Here is a 21,582-nt window from a genome sequence, read left to right as displayed (position 1 = left end):
CCACCCATTGGTAAATAGGTGGCTTTTAATGCGAATGTAGGTTTAGTGCGAACTATTAACTGACTTATTTGGTGTTTACCATGATTTTGCTGTAACCCTTTTCACCTTCTTTTTTCGATGCGTCTTTAGTTACATTAATGCTCTTTATGGTGTTCGGGTCAAGTTCTTTTATATCTTTCTCTGTCATTTCCTTGCCGTTTAAGTAATACGTTACACCTTTTAAGTCCGCTTTTCCTCTAAGCATAAGCCCTTGACGGAATTTTGATGTGTCTTTTTTGCCGTAGCCAATTACCACCACTTCATCAAGCTTGCCTTTTACCTTCTGGCCGGTAAACTGCGGTTTGTCGTCGTCATCGCCGTTACCGGGTATCAGCGTGCCCTGCTTTTCGCTTTCCTTGACAGCATTATCGGCCAACGGAAGATTAAATGCTATTGGTACGGTATATTGTACCCTAACAGTATTACCATTTTGTTTTCCGGGTGACCATTTAGGCGATCGTTTTAATACCCTTACCGCTTCGGCATTCATCGTTTCAGATATACCACGTAATACCTGTATATCATTTAATGATCCATCTCTTTCTACAATAAACTGAACAAATACCTTACCCGATGCTTTGTTTTTTACATCCTCTGCGGGGTACTTAATATTGGTTTGAAGATATTTAGCAAACGCCTTTATCCCTCCCGGAAACTCGGGTTGTTGCTCAACAGCGGTAAAAACCTCATTGCCTCCTTTAGGCACGGTATCAAGCGTAAGCTCCATCGGTTTTGCCTGTGCTGTCAGTGTTTGAGGTTCAATTATCTCAATTTGCTTAACTGTTTGTTTAGGCTGTTGCTTAACCGGTTCGTCAATAGTAATATATTCTGTCGGCACCACTTCGGCTACCGATTTTCCCAGTACCTTTTCGGCGGTTTTATTAATTGCCTTTACCGTTTTGTTATCGTTTATAGTAGCTGATGAAAGGATCAGCATCAGCACGAATAATGGGGCAGAGAGGCCGTATTTTAGCAACTTAACGCGCTGCGACCTGTTTTTTTGTAACATCATGATACGTTGTTTTAAAAGACTGTGATTAAAAAAGGGGTTAACTAAACTGTGTACCGGCGCATTAAAGGTTTGGTTAAGCAGCAACATGGCGTAACCTGCCCTATCGGCGCCCGCGTCAATTACCTGGCGGTCGGCTATAAACTCGTGTATGTGCTTTACGGCCTTGCGGTAAAGGTAAACTACCGGGTTAAACCAGTTGATGATGCTGATAAGCTCGATCAGCATAACGTCTGCCGAGTGCCACTGGCGGGCATGTACATGCTCATGTGCCGATACTACATCGTGTTCTGATAGTTCACCGCTTACCCGTATCTTATTAAAGAAGGAGTACGCGCCCGCCGTATGTTTGCCGATGAGCCTTTGCAGGCTGGCCAGCTGCCAGGTAAACCTGATGGCGAATGCCAGCAACCCCGCCAGGTAAGCATAGGCAATAATATGTCCTATACTAACGATGTCGTTCTCGGTACCCGTGTATTGCAGTGCAATTACCGGCGCGTTGTAAATAACCGTTTTTACCTGCTGCGTTATAAACAGGTTTTGTACCCAGTTTGCCTGTATAAGCGGCAGCAGGAACGACAATGTTGCCGATGCTACCAGGTAGATACGGTTAAGCTGAAAAAACGTTTCTTTACGAAGCAACAGGGCATAAAACCCATAAAACAAGCCCAGGTACAGGTTTGCCAGTATTAAATATTGCCACCAGGTCATAACATTTTATTTTTTTAGTTTTTCAATCAGTTTCATTATCTCGTCGGCCTCTTTGAGGTTTATTTTTTCCTTTTTTACAAAAAATGAGAGCATGCTGTTAACCGAGTTGTTAAAGTAACCGCTCAGCAACTTGTCTGACGCGAAATCCTGGTACTGCTCCTTGCTGATCACCGGGTGATATTCATGGCTTTTGCCATAGGCGGTATGCCCAACAAAACCCTTGGTTTCCAGTATCCGAATGATGGTTGATACGGTATTATAGGCGGGTTTAGGCTCGGGCAATTGCTCTATCACATCTTTCACGTATCCCTTTTTTAATTGCCATAATACCTGCATTATTTGCTCTTCGGCTCGTGTTAACTCTTTAATTTCCATATCTTTTTTTCTATTTCTTATCCTGATAAATGGCCGGTCCGCATTGCGCAAACTTTTTATCAGCAGTTATATTTATTTTGTGGTATTGTATAAACGTATTTAATAAAGCTACAAACTTTTCTTTTTTAGGCTGATCATTATCAAGCGCTTTCAGGTTTACAAGGTAGTAATCAATTTTGCCGTCGGGCTCAAAATATATACGGTGAACAAGCCGGGTAGGTTGGCCCCAGGCAAAGCCGTTATCCTTTAAATATGCGGCAAGCTCAGTAAGCATGGCCACATAGGCTTTAAAAAAATCTTGCTGACGGTTGCCATTGAATATCGCTTTTGTAGTGTCGGTATGCAGAGCACTGGCATATTGTTCATCTAACCGTGCAACAGTAAGCCCTTGCGCTGCGGCATCCTCAAAGGTTAAAGCCTTTGGCTGCGCTGCTGCTGCAACGGGTAATACTAACATGGCTATCAGAACAAGAATTTTCATCGGTTTATAATCTAAAACTAAGGTATTAGTTGTTTTTGATATTTGCAACTAAATTTTTAGTTATTTTTAAAAATAAACTTTTTACAGTCTGCATGGTTGTTATCGCACATCTATTATATACACCAATGCATATAGTTTTTCATGGTGCTGCGCGCAACGTAACCGGCAGCAAACATTATATTGAACTTAACGATGGCACGTCGTTATTACTTGATTGCGGTATGTTCCAGGGGTTGGGTGAACATACTGATGATATGAACGAGCATTTCGGCTTTAACCCGCAAAAGCTGGATTACATGATCCTTTCGCACGCGCATATTGATCATTGCGGCTTAATACCCCGCCTGATAGCCGAGGGTTTTAACGGGCCGATATTTTGCACCCCGCCAACCATGAACCTTGCGCGTATACTGCTGATGGATTCAGCACGGATACAAACGCAGGATGCCGAGTACAGCAACCGCCAGCGTAAACGCAAAGGGCAGAAACTGATAGAGCCATTGTATAACGAGGAAGATGCCATGACGGCCATGCGCCAGTTTAAGGTGGTTGAATATAACGAGGTGTACGAGATATCGCCACGAATAAAATTTACCCTTACTGATGCCGGCCACGTGGTGGGCAGCGCTGCCGTACACTTAACCATACTGGAGGAAGGAAAAGAAACCCGGATTACCTTTAGCGGTGATGTGGGCCGTTACGGCGACTTGCTGCTTAAAAGCCCGCAAACCTTTCCGCAGGCTGATTACATCTTGCTGGAATCAACCTACGGCGATTCGCTGCACAAGGACATTGGCCCGATTGAGGATGCCCTGCTGGAAGTGATACGCAATACCTGCGAACGTAAAAAGGGAAAGGTGATTATCCCCGCATTCAGTGTTGGCCGCACGCAGGAACTTTTATATGCGCTGAATGCGCTTGAGTTGCGCGGCGTGTTACCTGACGTGCCTTTTTATGTAGATAGTCCGTTATCGCTACAAGCTACCCAGGTACTGAAAGATCACCCCGAAGTGTATAATAAGAATGTAAAAGAGGTGATGAAGATAGACGATGATCCGTTCGCATTTAAAGGTCTGCGTTTTATTGAATCAACCGAAGAGTCCATTGCCCTGAATGATGATCCGCGACCATGTGTAATCATCTCGTCATCAGGTATGGCCGAGGCGGGCAGGGTAAAGCATCATATTAAAAACAACATCAACAACCAAAAGAACACCATACTGATTGTTGGCTATTGCGAACCAAATTCACTGGGTGGGCACCTGATGCGCGGCGAGCGTGAAGTATACATTTTTGGAGAGCAGTACCAGGTAAACGCCGATGTTGAAGTGATCAAATCAATGAGCGCGCACGGCGATTACGAAGACTTGCTGCATTTTGTATCCTGCCAGAATCCCGCACAGGTAAAAAAATTATTCCTGGTGCATGGTGAGTATGACGTTCAGCAAATTTTTGCGGAGAAGTTAAAAGAAAAGGGTTTTAAGGAAGTGGAAATACCTTACCAGCATAGTAGGGTTGATCTGTAAAGTCTTTTTAAGGCTGTAAAAATTTTTGTCATCTCGAACGATAGTGAGAGATCTATATGCGTTTATTAGCAAGTCGATAGATTCCTCCTCGTACCTCGTTCGGAATGACAAATTTGTATACAAGCAAAAGCACTGCCTGTTTACACTAATCCCCGGGTAGGCCAACGGTTATTGAAGTAACTAACTGCACATAATCACACCTCCCGGCCTCTTAATTTTCGGTTAGCACTAAAGATGCACTGCCTTTCGTAGAAAATTAAACAGCCGGCGAGTTTTGTTTCTTTTGATCGCTCAAAAGAAATTCAGGACAGGTAATGAAGATGCTTTATTGTTTATCAACCTTCCATTATTGGTAACTTGATGGCTATCGCCTTACCTTCTTAGGGCACGACAAATACCAGTGCCATAGCATCATGGTGGCAACAGTGCGGTAAGGCGCCCATTGCCCGGCTATCAGGGCTACAGCTTCTTTAGTAGTTTCAGGTGGCAACTGCTTTACACGTTTTAAAGCGTTTACCGCGGCCAGGTCTCCAGACGGAAATACATCGGTACGATGCAAAACAAACATCAGGTAAACATCAACCGTCCAGTTACCGATACCTTTAAGGGTGGTAAGGCAGTTGCGTACGGCATCATCAGGCATGGCGGCTATATGTTTCAGGTTGATCTCGCCGGTAAGCATAGCCTCGGCTAAATAACGAACATAGATGGTTTTTTGGCGGCTAAAGTAACAGGCTTTTAGTTCTTCGTCTGTGAGCAGCAATACCCGCGATGGGGTGATCTCCTGAATACGCTCGCGCAATTTATTTAAGGCTGATAACGCCGAAGCTAAGGACACCTGTTGCTCCAGGATAATATGCACCAGTGTTTCAAACGTATTGGGCCTGCTCCACATGGGTGGGTAGCCGTAGGTATCGATCACCATCTTCAGGTCAGCATCCTTACCGGCAAGCTCATCGCAAATAGTATGGAAGTTGGATTGATCGAAGGTGTTCATCGGGTTGGGGTGAATTTTTTGTAAACCGAGTCTTTGCTAAACTTTAACTTATTGCCTTTAATAGCAACAACCTTGTTTTTAAAATAGCCATTAAAGTGAGGTGGTTTCAAGGTGATGATATAATGAGCCGGTAAATTACTTCCCTTAACAAAACGCCAAACCGGATATAATAAACTTTGATTACCATCATTAAAATACAATGTATCAAATTTTTCCGGCTCCATTTCAAAAGATTTAAAACCTCCGTGTAATCGCATAGCAATATCATTTTTGAAGTCGGGATCTTTTGAAATTTGAAAAATGCCAACATTAACACCGCTTAATGATTGAAAAGTAAACTTAAAATCACCGGTACTATTTGGCTGCTTAATTACAGTCCAATAACACGAAGTGTCGGTTATGGCATTTACACTATGTAGTTCTATTGAATCCGCACTTATTCTACTCCAACTGCCGGAAGCTGCAAACCGGTGTGGCTCGCGTCCTTTTTTAGGTTGAAAAAGGTTAAGGTCAAAATTATTCACATTAAAGTTTTCAAACTGAAAAGTGGAATCAGCATTTAATTTAATGATGTTATAGTTTGATCCTTCCAAATTGTATAAGCCTGTAATATCACGTTTGCTTTTGCATGCCATCAGCAACATGGGTATTGCAAGTAATAAAATTATTCGGTTCATATTTTAATTCAGTTTGTCTGTCATCCTGAGCTTGTCGAAGAACTAAACGCGCGGCTCATCGCTTTGCCAATGGTTAGATAGGCTCACAATGACAAAAAAGCCCACTCATACTGTCATCCTGAGCCAGTCGAAGAACTAAACATCAGCCACAGTAATATTACTAACTTTTTTAGGATATACTCTATAGTTTTCTGATTTTTACGGGATGAACAATCTGCCGCCGCTGGCCGAGCGTATGCGCCCGGCAACCCTGGATGATTATGTGGGCCAAAAACACCTGGTTGGTCCGGGTGCTGTGCTGCGCAAGGCTATTGAAAGCGGCTCGCTCCCCTCCATGATTTTCTGGGGCCCGCCGGGGGTAGGTAAAACTACGCTGGCTTACATCATTTCACAATCGCTATACCGCCCGTTCTTTTCGCTGAGCGCCATTAACTCGGGGGTTAAGGATGTACGCGAGGTGATCGAAAAGGCATCGCTGCTGAAAGATCGGGGCGAAACCTTGCCGGTATTGTTTATTGATGAGATACACCGCTTCTCCAAATCGCAGCAGGACTCGCTGCTGGGTGCCGTGGAGCGGGGCATTGTTACGCTGATAGGCGCTACTACCGAAAACCCGTCCTTCGAAGTAATCTCCGCTTTGCTGTCGCGATGCCAGGTATATATTTTACAACATTTGTCTGAAGCCGACTTGGTAAACCTGCTGGAAAAGGCCATGAGCGAGGATGTGATCTTAAAAGACAAACACATCACCATAAAAGAACACGAAGCTCTGCTGCGCCTTAGCGGTGGCGATGCCCGTAAGCTGCTTAATATTTTTGAGCTGCTGGTAAACGCCTTTGATGGTGACAGCATTGAACTGGATAATGAGGTGGTGCTTGAACACGTACAGCAAAATATGGCGCTGTATGATAAAACCGGCGAGCAGCATTATGATATTATATCGGCATTCATCAAATCCATGCGCGGCAGCGACCCAAACGGTGCTGTATACTGGCTGGCCCGCATGATCGTGGGTGGCGAAGATCCGCTGTTCATCGCCCGGCGTATGCTCATTTTGGCATCAGAGGACATTGGTAACGCCAACCCAAACGCCCTGCTGCTGGCGCAAAGCTGCTTTGAGGCGGTGACCAAAATTGGCATGCCCGAGTCGCAATTGATCCTGTCGCAAACCGCTATCTACCTGGCAACATCACCCAAGAGCAACTCAGCAACTACCGCCATTGGCGAAGCTATTGCCCTGGTTAAACAAACCGGCGATCTGCCCGTACCCCTGCACCTGCGTAACGCGCCAACCAAGCTGATGAAGAACATTGGTTATGGCAAAAATTATAAGTACGCGCATAATTTTGAGGGGAATTTTACTGATTTGGATTTTTTGCCGGAAGCTATCAGGGGCCGCAAAATATACCAGCCGGGCGTAAACTCCAAGGAAAACGAGATCAGGGAAAAACTCAAAAAGCTTTGGGGCAACCGGTATAAATATTAACCGTTGGGTAATTTTTGCTATTTTAACAGCCGGTTCCCCTATTGCTGCATGGCCATGCCTTGCAAAAACCAAGGCCGTTGTAACAATAGGGTAATTTTATAATCTTAGTAAAAACCTCTGTTAACACAATGACCTCAACTTTCATCAGCCACGAGTTAAAATCATTCTGGCGGGCAAAAAATACCGGTAAAAATATTGCGGTACGAATAGTGATGGGCCTGTTGATCCTTTATCTGCTGGGCTCTATCCTGGTAATAGGCTTCGCACTTGACAAAATCCTGGAAGGAATATATAAAAACCAGGATATTGTTGCACCATTTTGTGGAATACTACTCCTTTACTTTCTGTGTGACTTGCTACTACGCCTGCAATTGCAGGAGCTCCCAACATTAAAGGTTCAGCCTTACCTGCATTTGCGCGTAAAGCGCAACACAGTGATCAAGTATCTTTCGGCGGTTTCTATGCTGTCTTTTTTTAACTTGTGGCCATACCTGCTATTTTCATTTTTTATATTCAAGGTAATCGCGCCTGACAGCGGTGTTGCCGCGCTGGCTTTTTTTGTCGCCATAACCGGCTTTATGGTTTTTAATAATTACCTGGCGCTGTACATTAAGCGCCGCTCAAACCTTAACGGGTGGATCTTTCTGGCGGTTTCGGCAGTGCTGATCCTCATTAACGCGGGCGATTTTATGTGGCATTTTTACTCCATAAAAGCTATTTCATACAGCTTTTTTGGTAAGATGATGACCACGCCTGCCCTTGCATTGGTGCCTGTTGCTTTGGCGGCAGTAATGTTTTACATCAACTTTTTGTTTTTAAAGGCCAATCTGTACCTGGAGGATTTGAATGCCAACAAAGCATCATCATATAAAAACAGTACCGATTACCCGATACTTAACCGCTTTGGTAGCGTTGGCGATTTGGTAGCGAACGAGATTAAGCTGATCTTCCGCAATAAGCGGCCCCGCTCCGCCTTGATCATGGGCTTGTTCTTTATGCTGTATGGCCTGTTCTTCTACCCTAACCCGGCATTTAAAAACAACGAGGGTTTCAAGGTATTTGTCGGCATGTTCATGACGGGTATTTTCATCATCAACTACGGGCAGTTTATGTTTAGCTGGCAGGCCTCGCATTTTGATGGCATACTGGTGAGCAAAGTAAAATTTACCGATTTTCTGAAAGCCAAATACCTGCTGTTTACGGGCGTATCAACTGTAGCGTTTATCCTTACCATACCTTATGTTTATTTTGGTTGGCGTGTGGTGTTGATCCACTTTGTGATGTACCTGTGGAACCTGGGTGTTAACACCACCATTATATTATACTTTGCAAACCGCAACCACAGGCGTATTGACCTCAGCAAAGGCGCGTCCTTCAATTGGGAAGGCGTTGGCGCTACTCAACTCCTGGTATCTATTCCGTTACTGGTAACACCCTTTGTGCTTTATGCACCGCTAAGATACTTTGTAAATAGCAACGTAGCTTTAGCAGTGCTGGCCGCTGTAGGGGTAATATGTATTGCGCTACGCCCGTTCTGGATCAAAAAACTGGAACAGGACTTTATAACTAAAAAATTTAAACTGGCCGAAGGCTTCAGAGCTAAATAAATCCATGATCGAAGTAAAAGATATTGTAAAGGTATATGCCGGCAAGGCCGTTGTAAATGTACCTCAGCTTGAAATTAAAGCAGGCGAAAGTATTGGCCTGGTAGGCAATAACGGCGCGGGTAAAACCACCCTGTTCCGCATGGTGCTTGATCTGATCCGTGCCGATAAAGGCGAGATCCTGTCAAAAGGCCAGATTGTTGCCGGTAACGAGCATTGGAAAAATTATACCGCCGCTTACCTTGATGAGGGCTTCTTGATAGACTATCTTACCCCCGAAGAATACCTGTATTTCATCGGCGGACTGAATGGCGAAAGCAAGGCGCACGTAGATGACTTTTTAACCACCCTTGCCGAGTTTTTTAACGGCGAGATATTAAAACGCGGTAAATACATCCGCGACCTGTCAAAAGGTAACCAGGCTAAAGTAGGTATTGCTGCCTGCTTGCTGCAAAAGCCGGAGTTGCTGATGCTGGACGAACCTTTTGCCAATATCGACCCATCGACACAGATCCGTCTGAAAAATATTTTGAAGGAACTGAGCAGCCAGCGCGGGGTTACTACCATTGTATCAAGCCATGACCTTAACCACATTACCGATGTGAGCGACCGTATTATTCTGATGGAAAAGGGCGTTATTATAAAAGACATCGCCACAGGCTCATCAACCCTGGCTGAGCTGGAAGACTATTTCGCGGTAGGTCAAAGTTTTGAATAATATGTATACCATACGCCAAGCTAATATAAACGATGCCGCTACCATAGTGCAATTAGCCCAGGAAATCTGGTGGCCAACTTATTCGCCTATATTGGAAAAAGAGCAGATTGAATACATGCTCGGCACCATTTACGCGCCTGAGGTAATTGAACGCCAGGTTGAAACCGGCGAACAAACCTTTTTGCTTTTGTTGGAGGATGATCAGGCAGTGGGTTTTGCCGCTTACTCGCAACGCGAAGATAATCCGGAAGTATATAAACTGCACAAGCTATACTGCCTGCCCGCTATGCAGGGCAAAGGCTACGGCAAAGCGCTGATAAACAAAATAGTTAAGCATGTTAAAGCTACCGGAGCCGATAAGCTCGACCTGAATGTTAACCGCCACAACAAAGCCAAAGGCATGTACGAGAAGATGGGCTTTGAAGTAATTTACGAGGAAGATATACCCATCGGGCCCTACTTTATGAATGACTATGTGATGCGGAAGGAGTTATAGATATGATCTAATGTATTATGGAATAACTAAAAAGCACAACCTATCATAATCTAAATTCCGGCCTTTTAATTTTCGGTAGCACTGATGGTGCACTACCTTTCAAAGAAAATTAAACAGCCAGCGATTTTTGTTTCTTTTGTTCGCATAAAAGAAATTTAGGACAAGTAATAAAGCTCCTTTTAGTGCTTTTATTAAGTGGTTCTGCTCTAATCATCGTCTATCTGCTCTTGGCCGCAGAGGCCAGTTACTTTGTCTTAGACACAAAGTAACCAAAAGTCAAGCCGGAAAAAACCTTCAGCCGCACAGGCCATATTCATGGCCCGGTTTTCTGGCAGGCCTACGCGCTTTTTGATTTGCTTCTCTATCTTTATAAAATATAAAAACGCGTCATTGCGAGGTACGAAGCAATCTCTTTAGGACATTCTTCAAGCAAATCGCTCGGGGATTGCTTCGTACCTCGCAATGAAGCGATAGTAAAACGACAGATATCTTTATCATAAAAAAGCCCTGCAAGCTTAATGCCGGCAGGGCTTTGGTGTAAAATTAACTATTATAGAAGGCTGAAAGCTTTAGCCGGAGCATCTGCTTTCAGCAAGGTCTATTGCTTATGAGCAACCCATTGAGTTACCACAATTCAAACACTTATAGCAGGTGCCAGAACGTACCGTGGTATGGCCACAAACATTACAGCTTGGGGCATCGCTTTGTACGCCCATGCTCAAATCAACCGATAGCTGGTGCTTAGCGCCGCCCTTGCTTTCTGCAGCAGTTACAGGTTTTGCTGGTTCGGGTGTGTACACGTTGGTTTCATCGGTATTGTAATCACTGTCATCAAAACCGTGGCCTACTACCGCTTTGTCTTCGGTAATTACATGCACCAGGTCGGTACGGTTGAGGTACTCGTAACCCAGCATCCTGAAAATGTAGTCGATGATGGAAGTAGCGCTCTTGATGTTGGCGTGGCCCATTACCATACCTGCCGGTTCAAAGCGGGTAAAAGTAAATTTCTCTACATACTCCTCAAGCGGCACACCATATTGTAAACCTACCGATACGGCAATGGCAAAACAGTTCATCAACGAACGGAAGGTTGCGCCTTCTTTGTGCATATCCACAAAGATCTCTCCCAATGTACCATCCTCATATTCACCTGTGCGAACGAACACTGTTTGCCCGTCAACACTGGCTTTTTGCGTATAGCCACGACGTTTAAATGGCAGGTTCTTTTTTTGCACCACGCGCGATAGCTGGCGCATAAAGCGGGTATCTTTTGATTTTTCAATGATGGCCATCGCTGCTTCCAAAACCTGGTCGGCAGTAAGGTCGCTCAGCTTAACGTTGGCAGCCTCGCCCAATACTTCCTCAACAGATTCAAGCGATTCTTCAGCCTCTTCCTTAACGTCGGATTTGGTTGAAAGCGGTTGAGATAGTTTACAACCATCACGGTAAAGGGCGTTAGCTTTTAAGCCCAGTTTCCATGATAGCTCGTAGCAATCTTTTATCTCATCAACCTTAGCCTCGTTTGGCAGGTTGATTGTTTTTGATATCGCACCAGATAAGAACGGCTGTGCAGCCGCCATCATTTTGATGTGGCCATGCGCGTGGATATAACGCTCGCCTTTGGCGCCGCATTTGTTGGCACAATCAAATATTGGGTAGTGCTCCTCTTTCAAGTAAGGCGCGCCCTCAATAGTCATGGTACCGCAAACGTACTCGTTAGCCTCGGCAATTTGTTTTTTGCTGAAACCTAAGCTGCGCAGCAGGTTAAAATCAGGCGCGTTATATTGCTCGGCAGTAAATCCAAGGCGTTTAACCGCTTCTTCGCCCAAAGTCCAGATGTTGAACGCGAATGATATTTCAAAAGCAGACACAACTGCTTTATCCAATTTTTCAAGCTCAGTATCGGTAAGGCCTTTAGCTTTCAGGCTTTCCAGGTTAACATGCGGCGCGCCTTTTAAAGTAGCGGCACCTTTAGCGTAGTTTACAATGGCAGTAATTTCGTGCTCTTTGTAACCTAAGTTCTGTAAAGCTTCAGGCACGGCCTGGTTAATAATTTTAAAGTAACCGCCGCCTGATAGTTTTTTGAATTTAACCAGCGCGAAGTCAGGCTCAATACCGGTGGTATCGCAATCCATAACTAAACCAATGGTGCCTGTTGGCGCAATAACGGTAGTTTGCGCATTGCGGTAACCGTGTTTCTCACCCATTTCAACAGCTTTATCCCAGGCGTTGCACGCGGCAGAAAGCAGGTAATCCGGACAAACCTTTTGGTCAATTCCCGGAGGCAGTATCTCCAAACCTTCGTAGTTTTCGGTCGAATTATAGGCCGCGTAGCGGTGGTTGCGCATTACACGCAGCATGTGTTGTTTATTATCCTCGTAACGGCGGAAGGTACCCAGCTCGCGGGCTAACTCGGCTGAAGTAGCGTAAGCAGTACCTGTCATGATAGCGGTAATAGCGCCGCCAATAGCACGAGCTTTATCACTATCGTAAGGGATGCCGTTAACCATCAAAGCCGAACCCAGGTTAGCATAGCCTAAACCAAGCGTACGGTAATCGTATGATAGTTCGGCAACTTCTTTTGACGGAAATTGCGCCATCAGTACGGAGATTTCTAATACCACTATCCATATACGGCAGGCGTGCTCGTAACCTTTAACATCAAACACACGGGTTTCTTTGTTAAAAAAGTGCGCCAGGTTGATGGAGGCCAGGTTACATGCGGTATTATCCAAAAACATGTACTCTGAGCATGGGTTTGAGGCGTTGATACGGCCACCTTCAGGGCAGGTATGCCACTCGTTGATGGTGGTATCATATTGCACGCCCGGATCGGCACAAGCCCAGGCCGCGAAAGCGATATCATCCCAAAGTTTTTGTGAGGATATTGACTTAACGGTTTTGCCATTCATGCGGCCAACCAAATCCCAGTTTTTACCCTCGTTTAGCGCGTGGAAAAAACTGTTTGGTATACGTACCGAGTTGTTTGAGTTTTGGCCCGATACCGTGCGATAAGCCTCGCCCTCGTAATCAGACGAATAACCAGCGGCAATAAGCGCGGCTACTTTTTTCTCTTCTTCAACTTTCCAGTTTACAAAACCTTCAATTTCGGGATGATCCAGATCAAGGCAAACCATTTTGGCCGCGCGGCGTGTTGTACCACCCGATTTGATGGCGCCTGCTGCCCTGTCGCCTATTTTTAGGAATGACATCAGGCCTGATGAATAACCACCGCCTGATAGCTTTTCGTTCTCGCCACGGATTTTAGAAAAGTTGGTACCTACACCCGATCCGTACTTAAAGATCCGGGCTTCACGTACCCAAAGGTCCATAATGCCGCCCTCGTTCACCAGGTCATCATCAACAGAAAGGATGAAGCAGGCATGCGGCTGCGGGCGCTCATAAGCCGAGGTTGATTTGGTAAGCGTTTCGGTAACCGGGTCAATATAATAATGCCCCTGTGGTTTTCCGGTAATACCGTATGAGGTATGTAAACCGGTATTGAACCATTGCGGAGAGTTTGGCGCTGCCAACTGCCCGGTAATAGTGTAAACTATCTCGTCATAAAAAATCTGGGCATCCTGCGGGGTGGCGAAGTAACCATAACGGCTGCCCCATTCCTTCCAACAGTTTGCCATACGGTGGGCAACCTGTTTAATGCTTTTTTCTGATCCGGTAGTACCGTCAGGTTGTGGTACACCGGCTTTACGGAAATATTTTTGAGCCAAAATATCAGTTGCCACCTGCGACCATGACGCCGGTACTTCAACATCGTTCATCTCAAACACCGCATCGCCCGACGGATTGCGGATAACGGATGAGCGTTTTTCGTACTTGAACAAGTCGAACACCGGGGTGCCCTCTGTGGTAAAATACCTGCTGAATTTCAATCCTTTGCCGCCTGAAGCCGCTGATTTTTTTGGAATGTTTTTGCCCATAGCTAATAATATTATTGATCTGTCAGTTTATACTTTTATGATTTGATTGTGTCAGTAAAAAAATCTATAAGAGTTTTTAATCAAATTTACCGTGGAGAAGGGTTGCGCACAATTTGAGTTTTCCACATACCAACATAGTTGTTCATCGCTTTTGGTATACCCTACCGTAGGAAGTTAAAATATCGGCATTTTGCAATGTGGAAAATTAAAAAATCACGATTTTTTAAGGCGGATTTAACAATTTTTACTATATAAATCTGATTGCCTTTTGTTTTAAAAAACTACATTTATTTTTTTAAAACATTCACGATGAAAAAAACGCTCTTACTACTCCTGTTCACAGTATCTGCTTATATAGTTAACGCCCAGGATACAGCCAAATTGTACAACCCCAGCGCCGATGCCAGGCTGCAAATAAGCCAGGCCGTTAAACAAGCCGCGAAAGAACATAAAAACGTACTGTTGCAAATCGGCGGCAACTGGTGTATATGGTGCCTCAGGTTTAATGAATTGGTGACCAAAGATACCGATCTGAATAAATACCTGAATGACAATTATGTAACCGTTCACCTTAACTACAGCAAGGAGAATATGAATGAAGCGGCATTGGCCTCGTTAGGATATCCGCAGCGTTTCGGCTTTCCGGTTTTTGTAATACTGGATGACAAGGGCAACCGCCTGCACACGCAAAACTCGGGCTATCTGGAAGAAGGCAAGGGGCACAGCAAAGCCAAGGTGATGGAATTTTTACAGGGATGGGCACCTGCCGCGCTTGATCCGAAGACCTATAGTAAAAAAGCGAAGTAATGATATAAGCTTTACCTGTAACAACATTGTTAAAGCGCTTCAGCTTAAAAATAAATAGTTTTGGTATCAAACTGACTGACGTATTAATATGAAACGAAAACTACTTATCTCGGGCTTGTTGCTAACAGGCCTTGCCTCGGGCGCATTCGCGCAGGAGAAGGTTGACGCTGCTATGGTGCAAAAAATCCGGGAGGAAGGCTTGCAGCGCTCCAAAGTAATGGAAACCGCTTTTTACCTTACGGATGTATCGGGGCCGCGTTTGGCCGCATCGCCGGGGTTAAAACGTGCGCAAAACTGGGCGGTAAGCCAGTTTACCAAATGGGGCCTGGTTAACGCCAAACGCGAACCCTGGGGTAAATTCGGTAAAGGCTGGGAAGTACAAAAAAACTATGCCGCCATCACCGTGCCTTACTATCATGCCATCATCGCTATACCAAAAGCCTGGACGCCTGGCACCAACGGCCCTATAAAAAGTGAAGTGGTGCTTGTTAAGGCTGATACCATTACCGATCTGGATAAATACAAAGGCAAGTTGCAAGGCAAAGTGGTGATATTTGATGTAGCCACTACCCTTAAGCCCGGCTTTACCGCCGATGCTGAGCGTTATGCCGACAGCACCCTTACCAAAATGGCCGAGGCTAAACCGCAAGGCCCCCGCCAGCAACGCCCCGCTAACTTTGCTAACTCGCCGCAGTTTGCCGCCATGCGCCGCGCGAGGGCAATGCGTACCGCGATCAACGAATTTTTGAAATCCGAAAACGTTGGCCTGATATTAAGTATGGCCCGTGGTACTGATGGTACGGTATTTACCACCAACGGCGCATCATATGCCGACACGGCCAAGGCTGTTGCCCCCGAACTGGAAACCAGCGGCGAGGATTACCTGCGTATTTTACGGCTGGTAAAAGGCGGACAGAAAGTGGAGCTCGAGGCCGACATAAAAACGCAATTTTTTACCGAGGATATGCAGGAGTACAATGTAATTGCTGAAATTCCGGGTACTGACAAGAAGCTGAAAGATCAGGTGGTGATGCTTGGCGGTCACCTCGACTCATGGCATGCCGCTACCGGCGCAACAGATAATGCAGCAGGCAGCGCCGTAATGATGGAGGCTATGCGTATACTTAAAGCTGTTGGCTTTAAACCCAAGCGCACCATCCGCGTTGCTTTATGGAGTGCTGAGGAGCAGGGCTTGCATGGCTCGCGCAACTACGTGCTTAATCATTTAGGCGACCCTAAAACCATGGAGCTAAAACCTGATCAAAAGAAAATATCAGCTTACTATAACCTGGACAACGGTACCGGTAAAATACGCGGTATTTACCTACAGGGCGACAGTGCCGCCGGACCAATATTCCAGGCATGGCTTGATCCGTTTAAAGATTTGGGCGCAGGCACCGTTACCGTTGGCAACACCGGTGGTACCGACCACTTAGCGTTTGACGCGGTGGGTATCCCGGGCTTCCAGTTCATCCAGGACGCATTGGACTACGGCACCCGCACCCACCATACCAACCAGGATACTTACGACCGCCTGGTTGAGGACGACCTGAAACAAGCCGCTACCATCGTAGCGTCTTTTGTTTACCATACCGCCCAGCGTGCCGAGATGATACCGCGCAAGGAACAACCCAAACCACAAGGAACAAATTAAAATTTATAAACAGAAGAGCCGCATAATTGCGGCTCTTCTGTTTATAGTCATCATATTAAACTCTTATCCTAAACTTCTTTTGAGCGATCAAAAGAAGCAAAGATTGCCGGCTGTTTAATTTTCTGTATGTGTTAATAATCAAGTTACAGGTTTCTCCTCGTACCTGGTTTGAAATTACAGCGGTTTTTGCTTTAGGAGTTAATCGATTGATCCCTTTCCTTTTCCTGAAAGCGTTGAACGATACCAATCGCTCCCTCAACCGCATCACTCAGTACGGTTATAAACGACCCGGGTTGGGCAAGGCTTATCACATGCTCAATCGACTCAATCGGTTTGTGGGTGATGATCTCATACGACATCTCCGGTTTTACCTCGCGCATGCCCTCAATCATCAGGCCTGTTATATTCTCCTTGGTCCGGCCACGCAGGTGGTGTTCCTGCCTTAACACCACATGGTCGAACATGGAAGCGGCTATGCGGCCCAACTCGCGCATGTCTTCATCTCTACGGTCGCCGGTACCGGCAATCAGTCCAATTTTATGTGGCGAATCAATTTGCGATAAAAACTCTCGTACACCGTTGTAACCATCAGGATTATGCGCAAAATCAACCATAAAGCGGAAATCCTTAAAGTCAAAAATGTTCATCCGCCCGGGCGTTTGTATGGCCGATGGTATAAAGGTGCTTAACGATATGCGGATGTCCTCAGTTTTAAAGCCCCATAAAAAGGTAGCTAAGGTAGCCGCCATTACGTTATCAATCATGAAAGGCACTGTACCGCCAAAGGTGAGCGGTATGGCAATGGTGCGTTCAACCCGTATCTTCCAGTCGCCTTTTATAATGGTGATAAAACCATTCTCGTGCACGCAGGCTATACCGCCGCGCTTGCAATGTTCTTTAATTACCGGGTTATGCTCGCTGCGGCTAAAGTAAGCGATGTTACAGTCGGCCCTTTTGCCAATACGCACACAGTAAGGGTTGTCGGCATTTAACACGCCCCAGCCATCCTTTTTAACCGAGTTGATCACCACGCTTTTTACGCGTGTCAGGTCGTCTAGGTCGTGAATGTCTGATATGCCGAGGTGATCTTCCTGAATATTTGTTATTACACCGATATCGCAACGGGTAAAGCCCAGGCCTGAGCGCAGTATGCCGCCGCGTGCAGTTTCAAGCACGGCAAAATCAACCGTAGGGTCTTTAAGTATAAATTCGGTGCTTACCGGGCCGGTGGTATCGCCCTTTACCAGCAAGGTGTTTTGTACATAAATGCCATCGCTGGTGGTGTAACCAACACGCCTGCGGTTGTTTTTAACAATATGCGCAATCAGGCGCGTAGTTGTTGTTTTTCCGTTGGTGCCGGTAACCGCAATAATAGGAATACGCGCAGATTTCCCCTGCGGATAAAGCATGTCCAATACGTGTCCGGCAACGTTGCGTGGCAAGCCTTCGCTTGGGGCAACGTGCATCCTGAAACCCGGCGCGGCATTTACCTCAAGCACTACCCCGCCGGTGTTAGGCAGCGGTTCGGTCAGGTTTTCAGCCATAATATCTATACCGCAAATATCCAGACCGATGATTTTGCTGATACGCTCGGCATAAAAAATATTTTGCGGGTGTACATGGTCGGTAACATCAATGGATGTGCCGCCGGTGCTCAGGTTGGCAGTCGATTTCAGGAATACCTGTTCACCGTCAGCAGGTATACTATCCAGCGTATAGTTCTTTTTTTCGAGCAGGTCGAGCGTGTCGCGGTCAACGGTTATCTCGGTCAGTACATTTTCGTGCCCGTAACCGCGGCGCGGGTCGCTGTTCTCCCTGTCTATCAGTTGTTGTATGGTTGATGTGCCGTCGCCTTTAACATGCGCGGGTACGCGCAGCGCGGCGGCCACCATTTTGTTATCGATCACCAGCACACGGAAATCGTAACCCGTAACATAACGCTCTACAATTACCCTGCGCGATATTTTGGCAGCGTGCTCATAGGCGGCAACAGCATCCTCACGTGTTTTAATATTTACGCTGATGCCCCGGCCATGATTACCGTTCAGCGGCTTAAATACCAGCGGGAAACCAACGTGGCTGATCACCTTATCCACCTCATCTGCCGAAGCAATGGTCATGCCCTTGGCAACTGGTATAGCTTGTTCCTGCAGCAGGCGTTTCGTTTCCTCTTTATTGCTGGCAATATCAACGGCAATGCTGCTGGTGTGCTCGGTCATGGTGGCGCGTATACGTACCTGGTTTTTACCGTAACCCAGCTGTACCAACGATTGGTTGTTGAGCCTGATCCACGGTATATCCCGGCTGATAGCTTCCTCAACGATAGAGCCCGTGCTTGGCCCTAAGCGGGTTTGCTCGCGTATCTCGCGCATTTTCTGAATGTCGGCTTCAAGGTTGTACTCCCTGCTTTCAATCAAAGCCTCGGCAATGCGCACGGCAGCTTCGGCCGCGTAGATGCCTACCTTTTCTTCAACGTAGTTAAACACTACGTTATACACGCCTGCGGTTTTGGTTTGGCGGGTGCGGCCAAAACCGGTATACATGCCGGCAAGGGTTTGTATCTCCAGGGCGATGTGCTCAATTACATGCCCCATCCAGGTGCCGGCAATTACGCGCTCAAAAAAACCGCCCGGTACACCCGGCGAGCAGCGGTGGTTGTACATAGTAGGTATGAGCGCCTTTAAACGCTCGTAAAAACCATCTATGGCGTTAGTAGGGCGGTGCTCCATATCTTCGAGATCAAGCCGCATTTGTATGAGTTTTTTACGGCTGATGCTCCAGATGTTAGGGCCGCGCAACACCTGTATATTTTCTATTTTCATGTATGAATTCCGGGCTGATGTTTTTGTGCTTAAATCTACTGAAACGTATCAACGCTGTAAAGTTTTTAATGTTTATCAGTGCATTAATTTTAATTTAAAGTGTTGATTTAAGGCTATTTTATATTACTTTGTGTAAAAACGGAGGTAAAAGGCATGGATGTCCCGAAAGGAAAGTTAATCATAATAGGCGGAGCAGTTGATATGGGCAGTAACGTAAGCGCCCAGGAACATATTTTACAGCCTGATTATATCAAGTTTTTTGAGAAGGGCATTCTGCGGAGGATAATTACCGAATCGGCCAAACACGAGGGCTCAACGGTCGAGGTGATCACTACCGCATCGCAAATACCGGAACTGGTGGGAGAGGAGTACATCAAATCGTTTAACCAGTTAAACGTAGAGCATGTAAATGTGCTGCATATTAAAAGCCGCGAAGATGCGGCGAACGAGGACTATCTCGACCGTATACGCAAAGCGGATGTGGTAATGTTTAGCGGCGGCGATCAGCTTAGGCTTACCGCTATTTTTGGCGGCACCCGGTTTTTACAGATACTGAAACAACGCTATCAAAAGGAGCATTTTGTAATTGCCGGAACGTCGGCCGGCGCTGCGGCGGCATCAACGCACATGATCTACCGTGGGCAAAGCAATGAGGCCCTGGTAAAGGGTGAAGTGCAGATAACCGCCGGTTTAGGTTTTATAGACGGTGTTATTGTTGATACCCACTTTGTACAGCGTGGCCGCATCGGGCGTTTATTTTACGCAGTAGCCAGCAATCCCGGCATACTCGGCATAGGTTTGGGCGAGGATGCTGGCCTGCTGGTAACGGAAGGCAACGTGATGGAAGCCATCGGCTCCGGGCTGATTATATTGGTAGATGGGAAGAGCATTGTAGAAACGAATATTTACGATGTGGAGATAGGCAGCCCGGTTTCTATCGAAAACCTGAAGGTGCACGTAATGTCGATATTTGATAAGTATGAGTTGCACCAGCACCGCATGCTCATCAAAAAGGCAGTAAAAATAGAAGAGGGAGTGTTTTTAACTGTACCTGATACTAGCGACTTGCAATAAAGTAGTGAGTAGTCAGAAGTGAATGGTGAGTTGTTGATAATAAGATGTCATCCTGGGCTGTCGAAGGGTGTGAGCGTTGGGCTAAGAGGCGGCGAATGGTTAGACGGGCTCACCATGACAAGGAGAATATCGAATAACAAGGTCTGTCACTCTGTGCATCAATCATAAACCATATATTTTTGCGTTAATGCCTGAATGACAGGTGAGCATTCATTTAATAAGTAAACCTTCAGTTAATAACAGATGAAACTAATCATTCACGGTGGCTTCTTTAGCGAATCGCAAACTAACCAGGAGGTTAAGCAAGCCAAACAGGTGGCCCTGCGCGATATTGTTCAGGCAGGATATAAATACCTTGAAACCCATAATGCTTTAGAAACCGCCGTATATACCGTGCGCCTGTTAGAAGATTGCGAACTTTTTAACGCCGGTACCGGCTCCCAGATACAAAGCGATGGCAAGATACGCCTCAGCGCCTCGCTGATGGATGGTAAAACGCAACGCTTTTCGGGCGTTATTAATATTGAAGATGTAAAAAACCCCATTTGCATTGCCGAAAAGCTGATGGCTTATGATGACCGGGTGCTCAGTGGCAAGGGCGCGCTTGATTTTGCCCGCGAGAATGGTTTTAAATACCATAACCCCGAAATACCCCAGCGCCGCAAGGAGTATGAAAAAAAACTGAGCGACTCTATCCGTTTAGGTACCGTTGGCTGCGTAGCGCTTGATATTTACGGCGATATCGCGGCAGCTACATCAACCGGTGGTAAGGGTTTTGAAATACCCGGCCGGGTGAGCGATTCGGCTACGGCTGCGGGTAATTATGCCAATGCTTTTGCAGGTGTATCGTGCACCGGGGTGGGTGAGGATATTGTGAGCGGTGCCATTGCAGCTAAAATTGTTACCCGCGTTACTGATGGCTTTACGCTCCATGCCGCGTCAGACAAAACCCTGGATGAGCTAAAGCCGTATAATGGTTTCGCAGGTATAATAGCCATTGCCGCCAATGGCGATATTTACCACGATGATACCCACCCCTACATGGTTTGGGCCCTGCATGATGGTGAAGTAGAAGTGTTTGAGTAAAAGGCGCAAGCTATTGTTTATCTGCTGATTAGTATTATATTTGATTAGTTTAAACCATTGTAAATCCGCTACAAAGCAGTAC

The 21,582-nt window shown here is 46.0% G+C and carries 16 protein-coding genes; 9 read left to right on the top strand and 7 right to left on the bottom strand.

What is annotated here, in order from left to right; all coding sequences use genetic code 11:
• Positions 1 to 64 precede the first annotated feature (64 nt).
• Genes ABD960_RS17155 through ABD960_RS17145 form a run of 3 tightly spaced genes read right to left on the bottom strand, consistent with a single transcriptional unit; the run spans position 65 to position 2,615 of the window.
• Positions 65 to 1,759 carry a TonB family protein gene (locus ABD960_RS17155; RefSeq protein WP_345333018.1) on the bottom strand — a complete coding sequence of 565 codons (1,695 nt, stop codon included), beginning with the start codon at positions 1,757 to 1,759 and terminating at the stop codon, positions 65 to 67.
• 6 nt (positions 1,760 to 1,765) lie between these two features.
• A complete protein-coding gene (locus ABD960_RS17150; protein WP_345333015.1) occupies positions 1,766 to 2,134 on the bottom strand; it encodes a BlaI/MecI/CopY family transcriptional regulator in 369 nt (122 codons plus the stop codon).
• 10 nt (positions 2,135 to 2,144) lie between these two features.
• The gene (locus ABD960_RS17145) at positions 2,145 to 2,615 is read right to left on the bottom strand and encodes a hypothetical protein (protein ID WP_345333012.1); all 471 of its coding nucleotides are present in this window, start codon (positions 2,613 to 2,615) and stop codon (positions 2,145 to 2,147) included.
• A 125-nt stretch (positions 2,616 to 2,740) separates the two neighbouring features.
• Between ABD960_RS17145 and ABD960_RS17140 the strand changes: the two genes are divergently transcribed.
• A complete protein-coding gene (locus tag ABD960_RS17140; protein ID WP_345333010.1) occupies positions 2,741 to 4,141 on the top strand; it encodes an MBL fold metallo-hydrolase RNA specificity domain-containing protein in 1,401 nt (466 codons plus the stop codon).
• A 364-nt stretch (positions 4,142 to 4,505) separates the two neighbouring features.
• Here the strand turns inward: ABD960_RS17140 and ABD960_RS17135 are convergent, their stop codons facing one another.
• Together ABD960_RS17135 and ABD960_RS17130 are read right to left on the bottom strand one after the other, a co-directional pair.
• A complete protein-coding gene (locus ABD960_RS17135) occupies positions 4,506 to 5,138 on the bottom strand; it encodes a DNA-3-methyladenine glycosylase family protein (protein ID WP_345333008.1) in 633 nt (210 codons plus the stop codon).
• Entirely contained in the window at positions 5,135 to 5,815 is a 681-nt protein-coding gene (locus tag ABD960_RS17130) for a hypothetical protein (RefSeq protein WP_345333005.1), read from the bottom strand. The genes ABD960_RS17135 and ABD960_RS17130 overlap by 4 nt, the downstream gene beginning before the upstream one ends.
• A gap of 205 nt (positions 5,816 to 6,020) precedes the next feature.
• Between ABD960_RS17130 and ABD960_RS17125 the strand changes: the two genes are divergently transcribed.
• The 4 genes from ABD960_RS17125 (at position 6,021) to ABD960_RS17110 (ending at position 10,119) form a co-directional block, all read left to right on the top strand.
• The gene (locus ABD960_RS17125; RefSeq protein ID WP_345333003.1) at positions 6,021 to 7,301 is read left to right on the top strand and encodes a replication-associated recombination protein A; all 1,281 of its coding nucleotides are present in this window, start codon (positions 6,021 to 6,023) and stop codon (positions 7,299 to 7,301) included.
• A 128-nt stretch (positions 7,302 to 7,429) separates the two neighbouring features.
• Positions 7,430 to 8,908: a DUF5687 family protein gene (locus tag ABD960_RS17120; RefSeq protein ID WP_345333000.1), complete on the top strand. Its 1,479-nt coding sequence runs from the start codon at positions 7,430 to 7,432 to the stop codon at positions 8,906 to 8,908.
• Positions 8,909 to 8,912: 4 nt separating this feature from the next.
• Positions 8,913 to 9,623 carry an ABC transporter ATP-binding protein gene (locus tag ABD960_RS17115; RefSeq protein ID WP_345332998.1) on the top strand — a complete coding sequence of 237 codons (711 nt, stop codon included), beginning with the start codon at positions 8,913 to 8,915 and terminating at the stop codon, positions 9,621 to 9,623.
• Position 9,624: 1 nt separating this feature from the next.
• On the top strand, positions 9,625 to 10,119 hold the full coding sequence (locus ABD960_RS17110; protein WP_345332996.1) for a GNAT family N-acetyltransferase: 495 nt from the start codon (positions 9,625 to 9,627) through the stop codon (positions 10,117 to 10,119).
• Positions 10,120 to 10,724: 605 nt separating this feature from the next.
• Here the strand turns inward: ABD960_RS17110 and ABD960_RS17105 are convergent.
• On the bottom strand, positions 10,725 to 14,057 hold the full coding sequence (locus tag ABD960_RS17105; RefSeq protein ID WP_345332993.1) for a vitamin B12-dependent ribonucleotide reductase: 3,333 nt from the start codon (positions 14,055 to 14,057) through the stop codon (positions 10,725 to 10,727).
• Between the two features lie 309 nt (positions 14,058 to 14,366).
• Between ABD960_RS17105 and ABD960_RS17100 the strand changes: the two genes are divergently transcribed.
• Together ABD960_RS17100 and ABD960_RS17095 are read left to right on the top strand one after the other, a co-directional pair.
• Positions 14,367 to 14,864, top strand: coding sequence for a thioredoxin family protein (locus ABD960_RS17100; protein WP_345332991.1), 498 nt, complete (start codon positions 14,367 to 14,369; stop codon positions 14,862 to 14,864).
• A gap of 88 nt (positions 14,865 to 14,952) precedes the next feature.
• The gene (locus tag ABD960_RS17095) at positions 14,953 to 16,518 is read left to right on the top strand and encodes a M28 family metallopeptidase (RefSeq protein ID WP_345332989.1); all 1,566 of its coding nucleotides are present in this window, start codon (positions 14,953 to 14,955) and stop codon (positions 16,516 to 16,518) included.
• Positions 16,519 to 16,709: 191 nt separating this feature from the next.
• Here ABD960_RS17095 and cphA read toward each other — a convergent pair whose 3' ends face one another.
• On the bottom strand, positions 16,710 to 19,340 hold the full coding sequence (gene cphA / locus ABD960_RS17090; protein WP_345332986.1) for a cyanophycin synthetase: 2,631 nt from the start codon (positions 19,338 to 19,340) through the stop codon (positions 16,710 to 16,712).
• A gap of 153 nt (positions 19,341 to 19,493) precedes the next feature.
• Here cphA and ABD960_RS17085 point away from each other — a divergent pair, with 153 nt between their 5' ends.
• Positions 19,494 to 20,414: a cyanophycinase gene (locus tag ABD960_RS17085; RefSeq protein ID WP_345332984.1), complete on the top strand. Its 921-nt coding sequence runs from the start codon at positions 19,494 to 19,496 to the stop codon at positions 20,412 to 20,414.
• Positions 20,415 to 20,657: 243 nt separating this feature from the next.
• A complete protein-coding gene (locus ABD960_RS17080) occupies positions 20,658 to 21,500 on the top strand; it encodes an isoaspartyl peptidase/L-asparaginase (protein WP_345332981.1) in 843 nt (280 codons plus the stop codon).
• Positions 21,501 to 21,582 lie beyond the last annotated feature (82 nt).

This window comes from Mucilaginibacter defluvii (assembly GCF_039543225.1).
GTDB classification, from domain to species: domain Bacteria; phylum Bacteroidota; class Bacteroidia; order Sphingobacteriales; family Sphingobacteriaceae; genus Mucilaginibacter; species Mucilaginibacter defluvii.
This window is presented reverse-complemented; position numbering and strand designations above follow the sequence as displayed.

Coding starts and splice junctions, on each gene's coding strand:
- ABD960_RS17145 (WP_345333012.1), bottom strand. CDS start 2,615: ATGAAAATTCTTGTTCTGATAGCCATGTTAGTATTACCCGTTGCAGCA.
- ABD960_RS17080 (WP_345332981.1), top strand. CDS start 20,658: ATGAAACTAATCATTCACGGTGGCTTCTTTAGCGAATCGCAAACTAAC.
- ABD960_RS17140 (WP_345333010.1), top strand. CDS start 2,741: ATGCATATAGTTTTTCATGGTGCTGCGCGCAACGTAACCGGCAGCAAA.
- ABD960_RS17110 (WP_345332996.1), top strand. CDS start 9,625: ATGTATACCATACGCCAAGCTAATATAAACGATGCCGCTACCATAGTG.
- ABD960_RS17135 (WP_345333008.1), bottom strand. CDS start 5,138: ATGAACACCTTCGATCAATCCAACTTCCATACTATTTGCGATGAGCTT.
- ABD960_RS17100 (WP_345332991.1), top strand. CDS start 14,367: ATGAAAAAAACGCTCTTACTACTCCTGTTCACAGTATCTGCTTATATA.
- ABD960_RS17105 (WP_345332993.1), bottom strand. CDS start 14,057: ATGGGCAAAAACATTCCAAAAAAATCAGCGGCTTCAGGCGGCAAAGGA.
- ABD960_RS17120 (WP_345333000.1), top strand. CDS start 7,430: ATGACCTCAACTTTCATCAGCCACGAGTTAAAATCATTCTGGCGGGCA.
- ABD960_RS17155 (WP_345333018.1), bottom strand. CDS start 1,759: ATGACCTGGTGGCAATATTTAATACTGGCAAACCTGTACCTGGGCTTG.
- ABD960_RS17095 (WP_345332989.1), top strand. CDS start 14,953: ATGAAACGAAAACTACTTATCTCGGGCTTGTTGCTAACAGGCCTTGCC.
- cphA (WP_345332986.1), bottom strand. CDS start 19,340: ATGAAAATAGAAAATATACAGGTGTTGCGCGGCCCTAACATCTGGAGC.
- ABD960_RS17115 (WP_345332998.1), top strand. CDS start 8,913: ATGATCGAAGTAAAAGATATTGTAAAGGTATATGCCGGCAAGGCCGTT.
- ABD960_RS17085 (WP_345332984.1), top strand. CDS start 19,494: ATGGATGTCCCGAAAGGAAAGTTAATCATAATAGGCGGAGCAGTTGAT.
- ABD960_RS17125 (WP_345333003.1), top strand. CDS start 6,021: ATGAACAATCTGCCGCCGCTGGCCGAGCGTATGCGCCCGGCAACCCTG.
- ABD960_RS17150 (WP_345333015.1), bottom strand. CDS start 2,134: ATGGAAATTAAAGAGTTAACACGAGCCGAAGAGCAAATAATGCAGGTA.
- ABD960_RS17130 (WP_345333005.1), bottom strand. CDS start 5,815: ATGAACCGAATAATTTTATTACTTGCAATACCCATGTTGCTGATGGCA.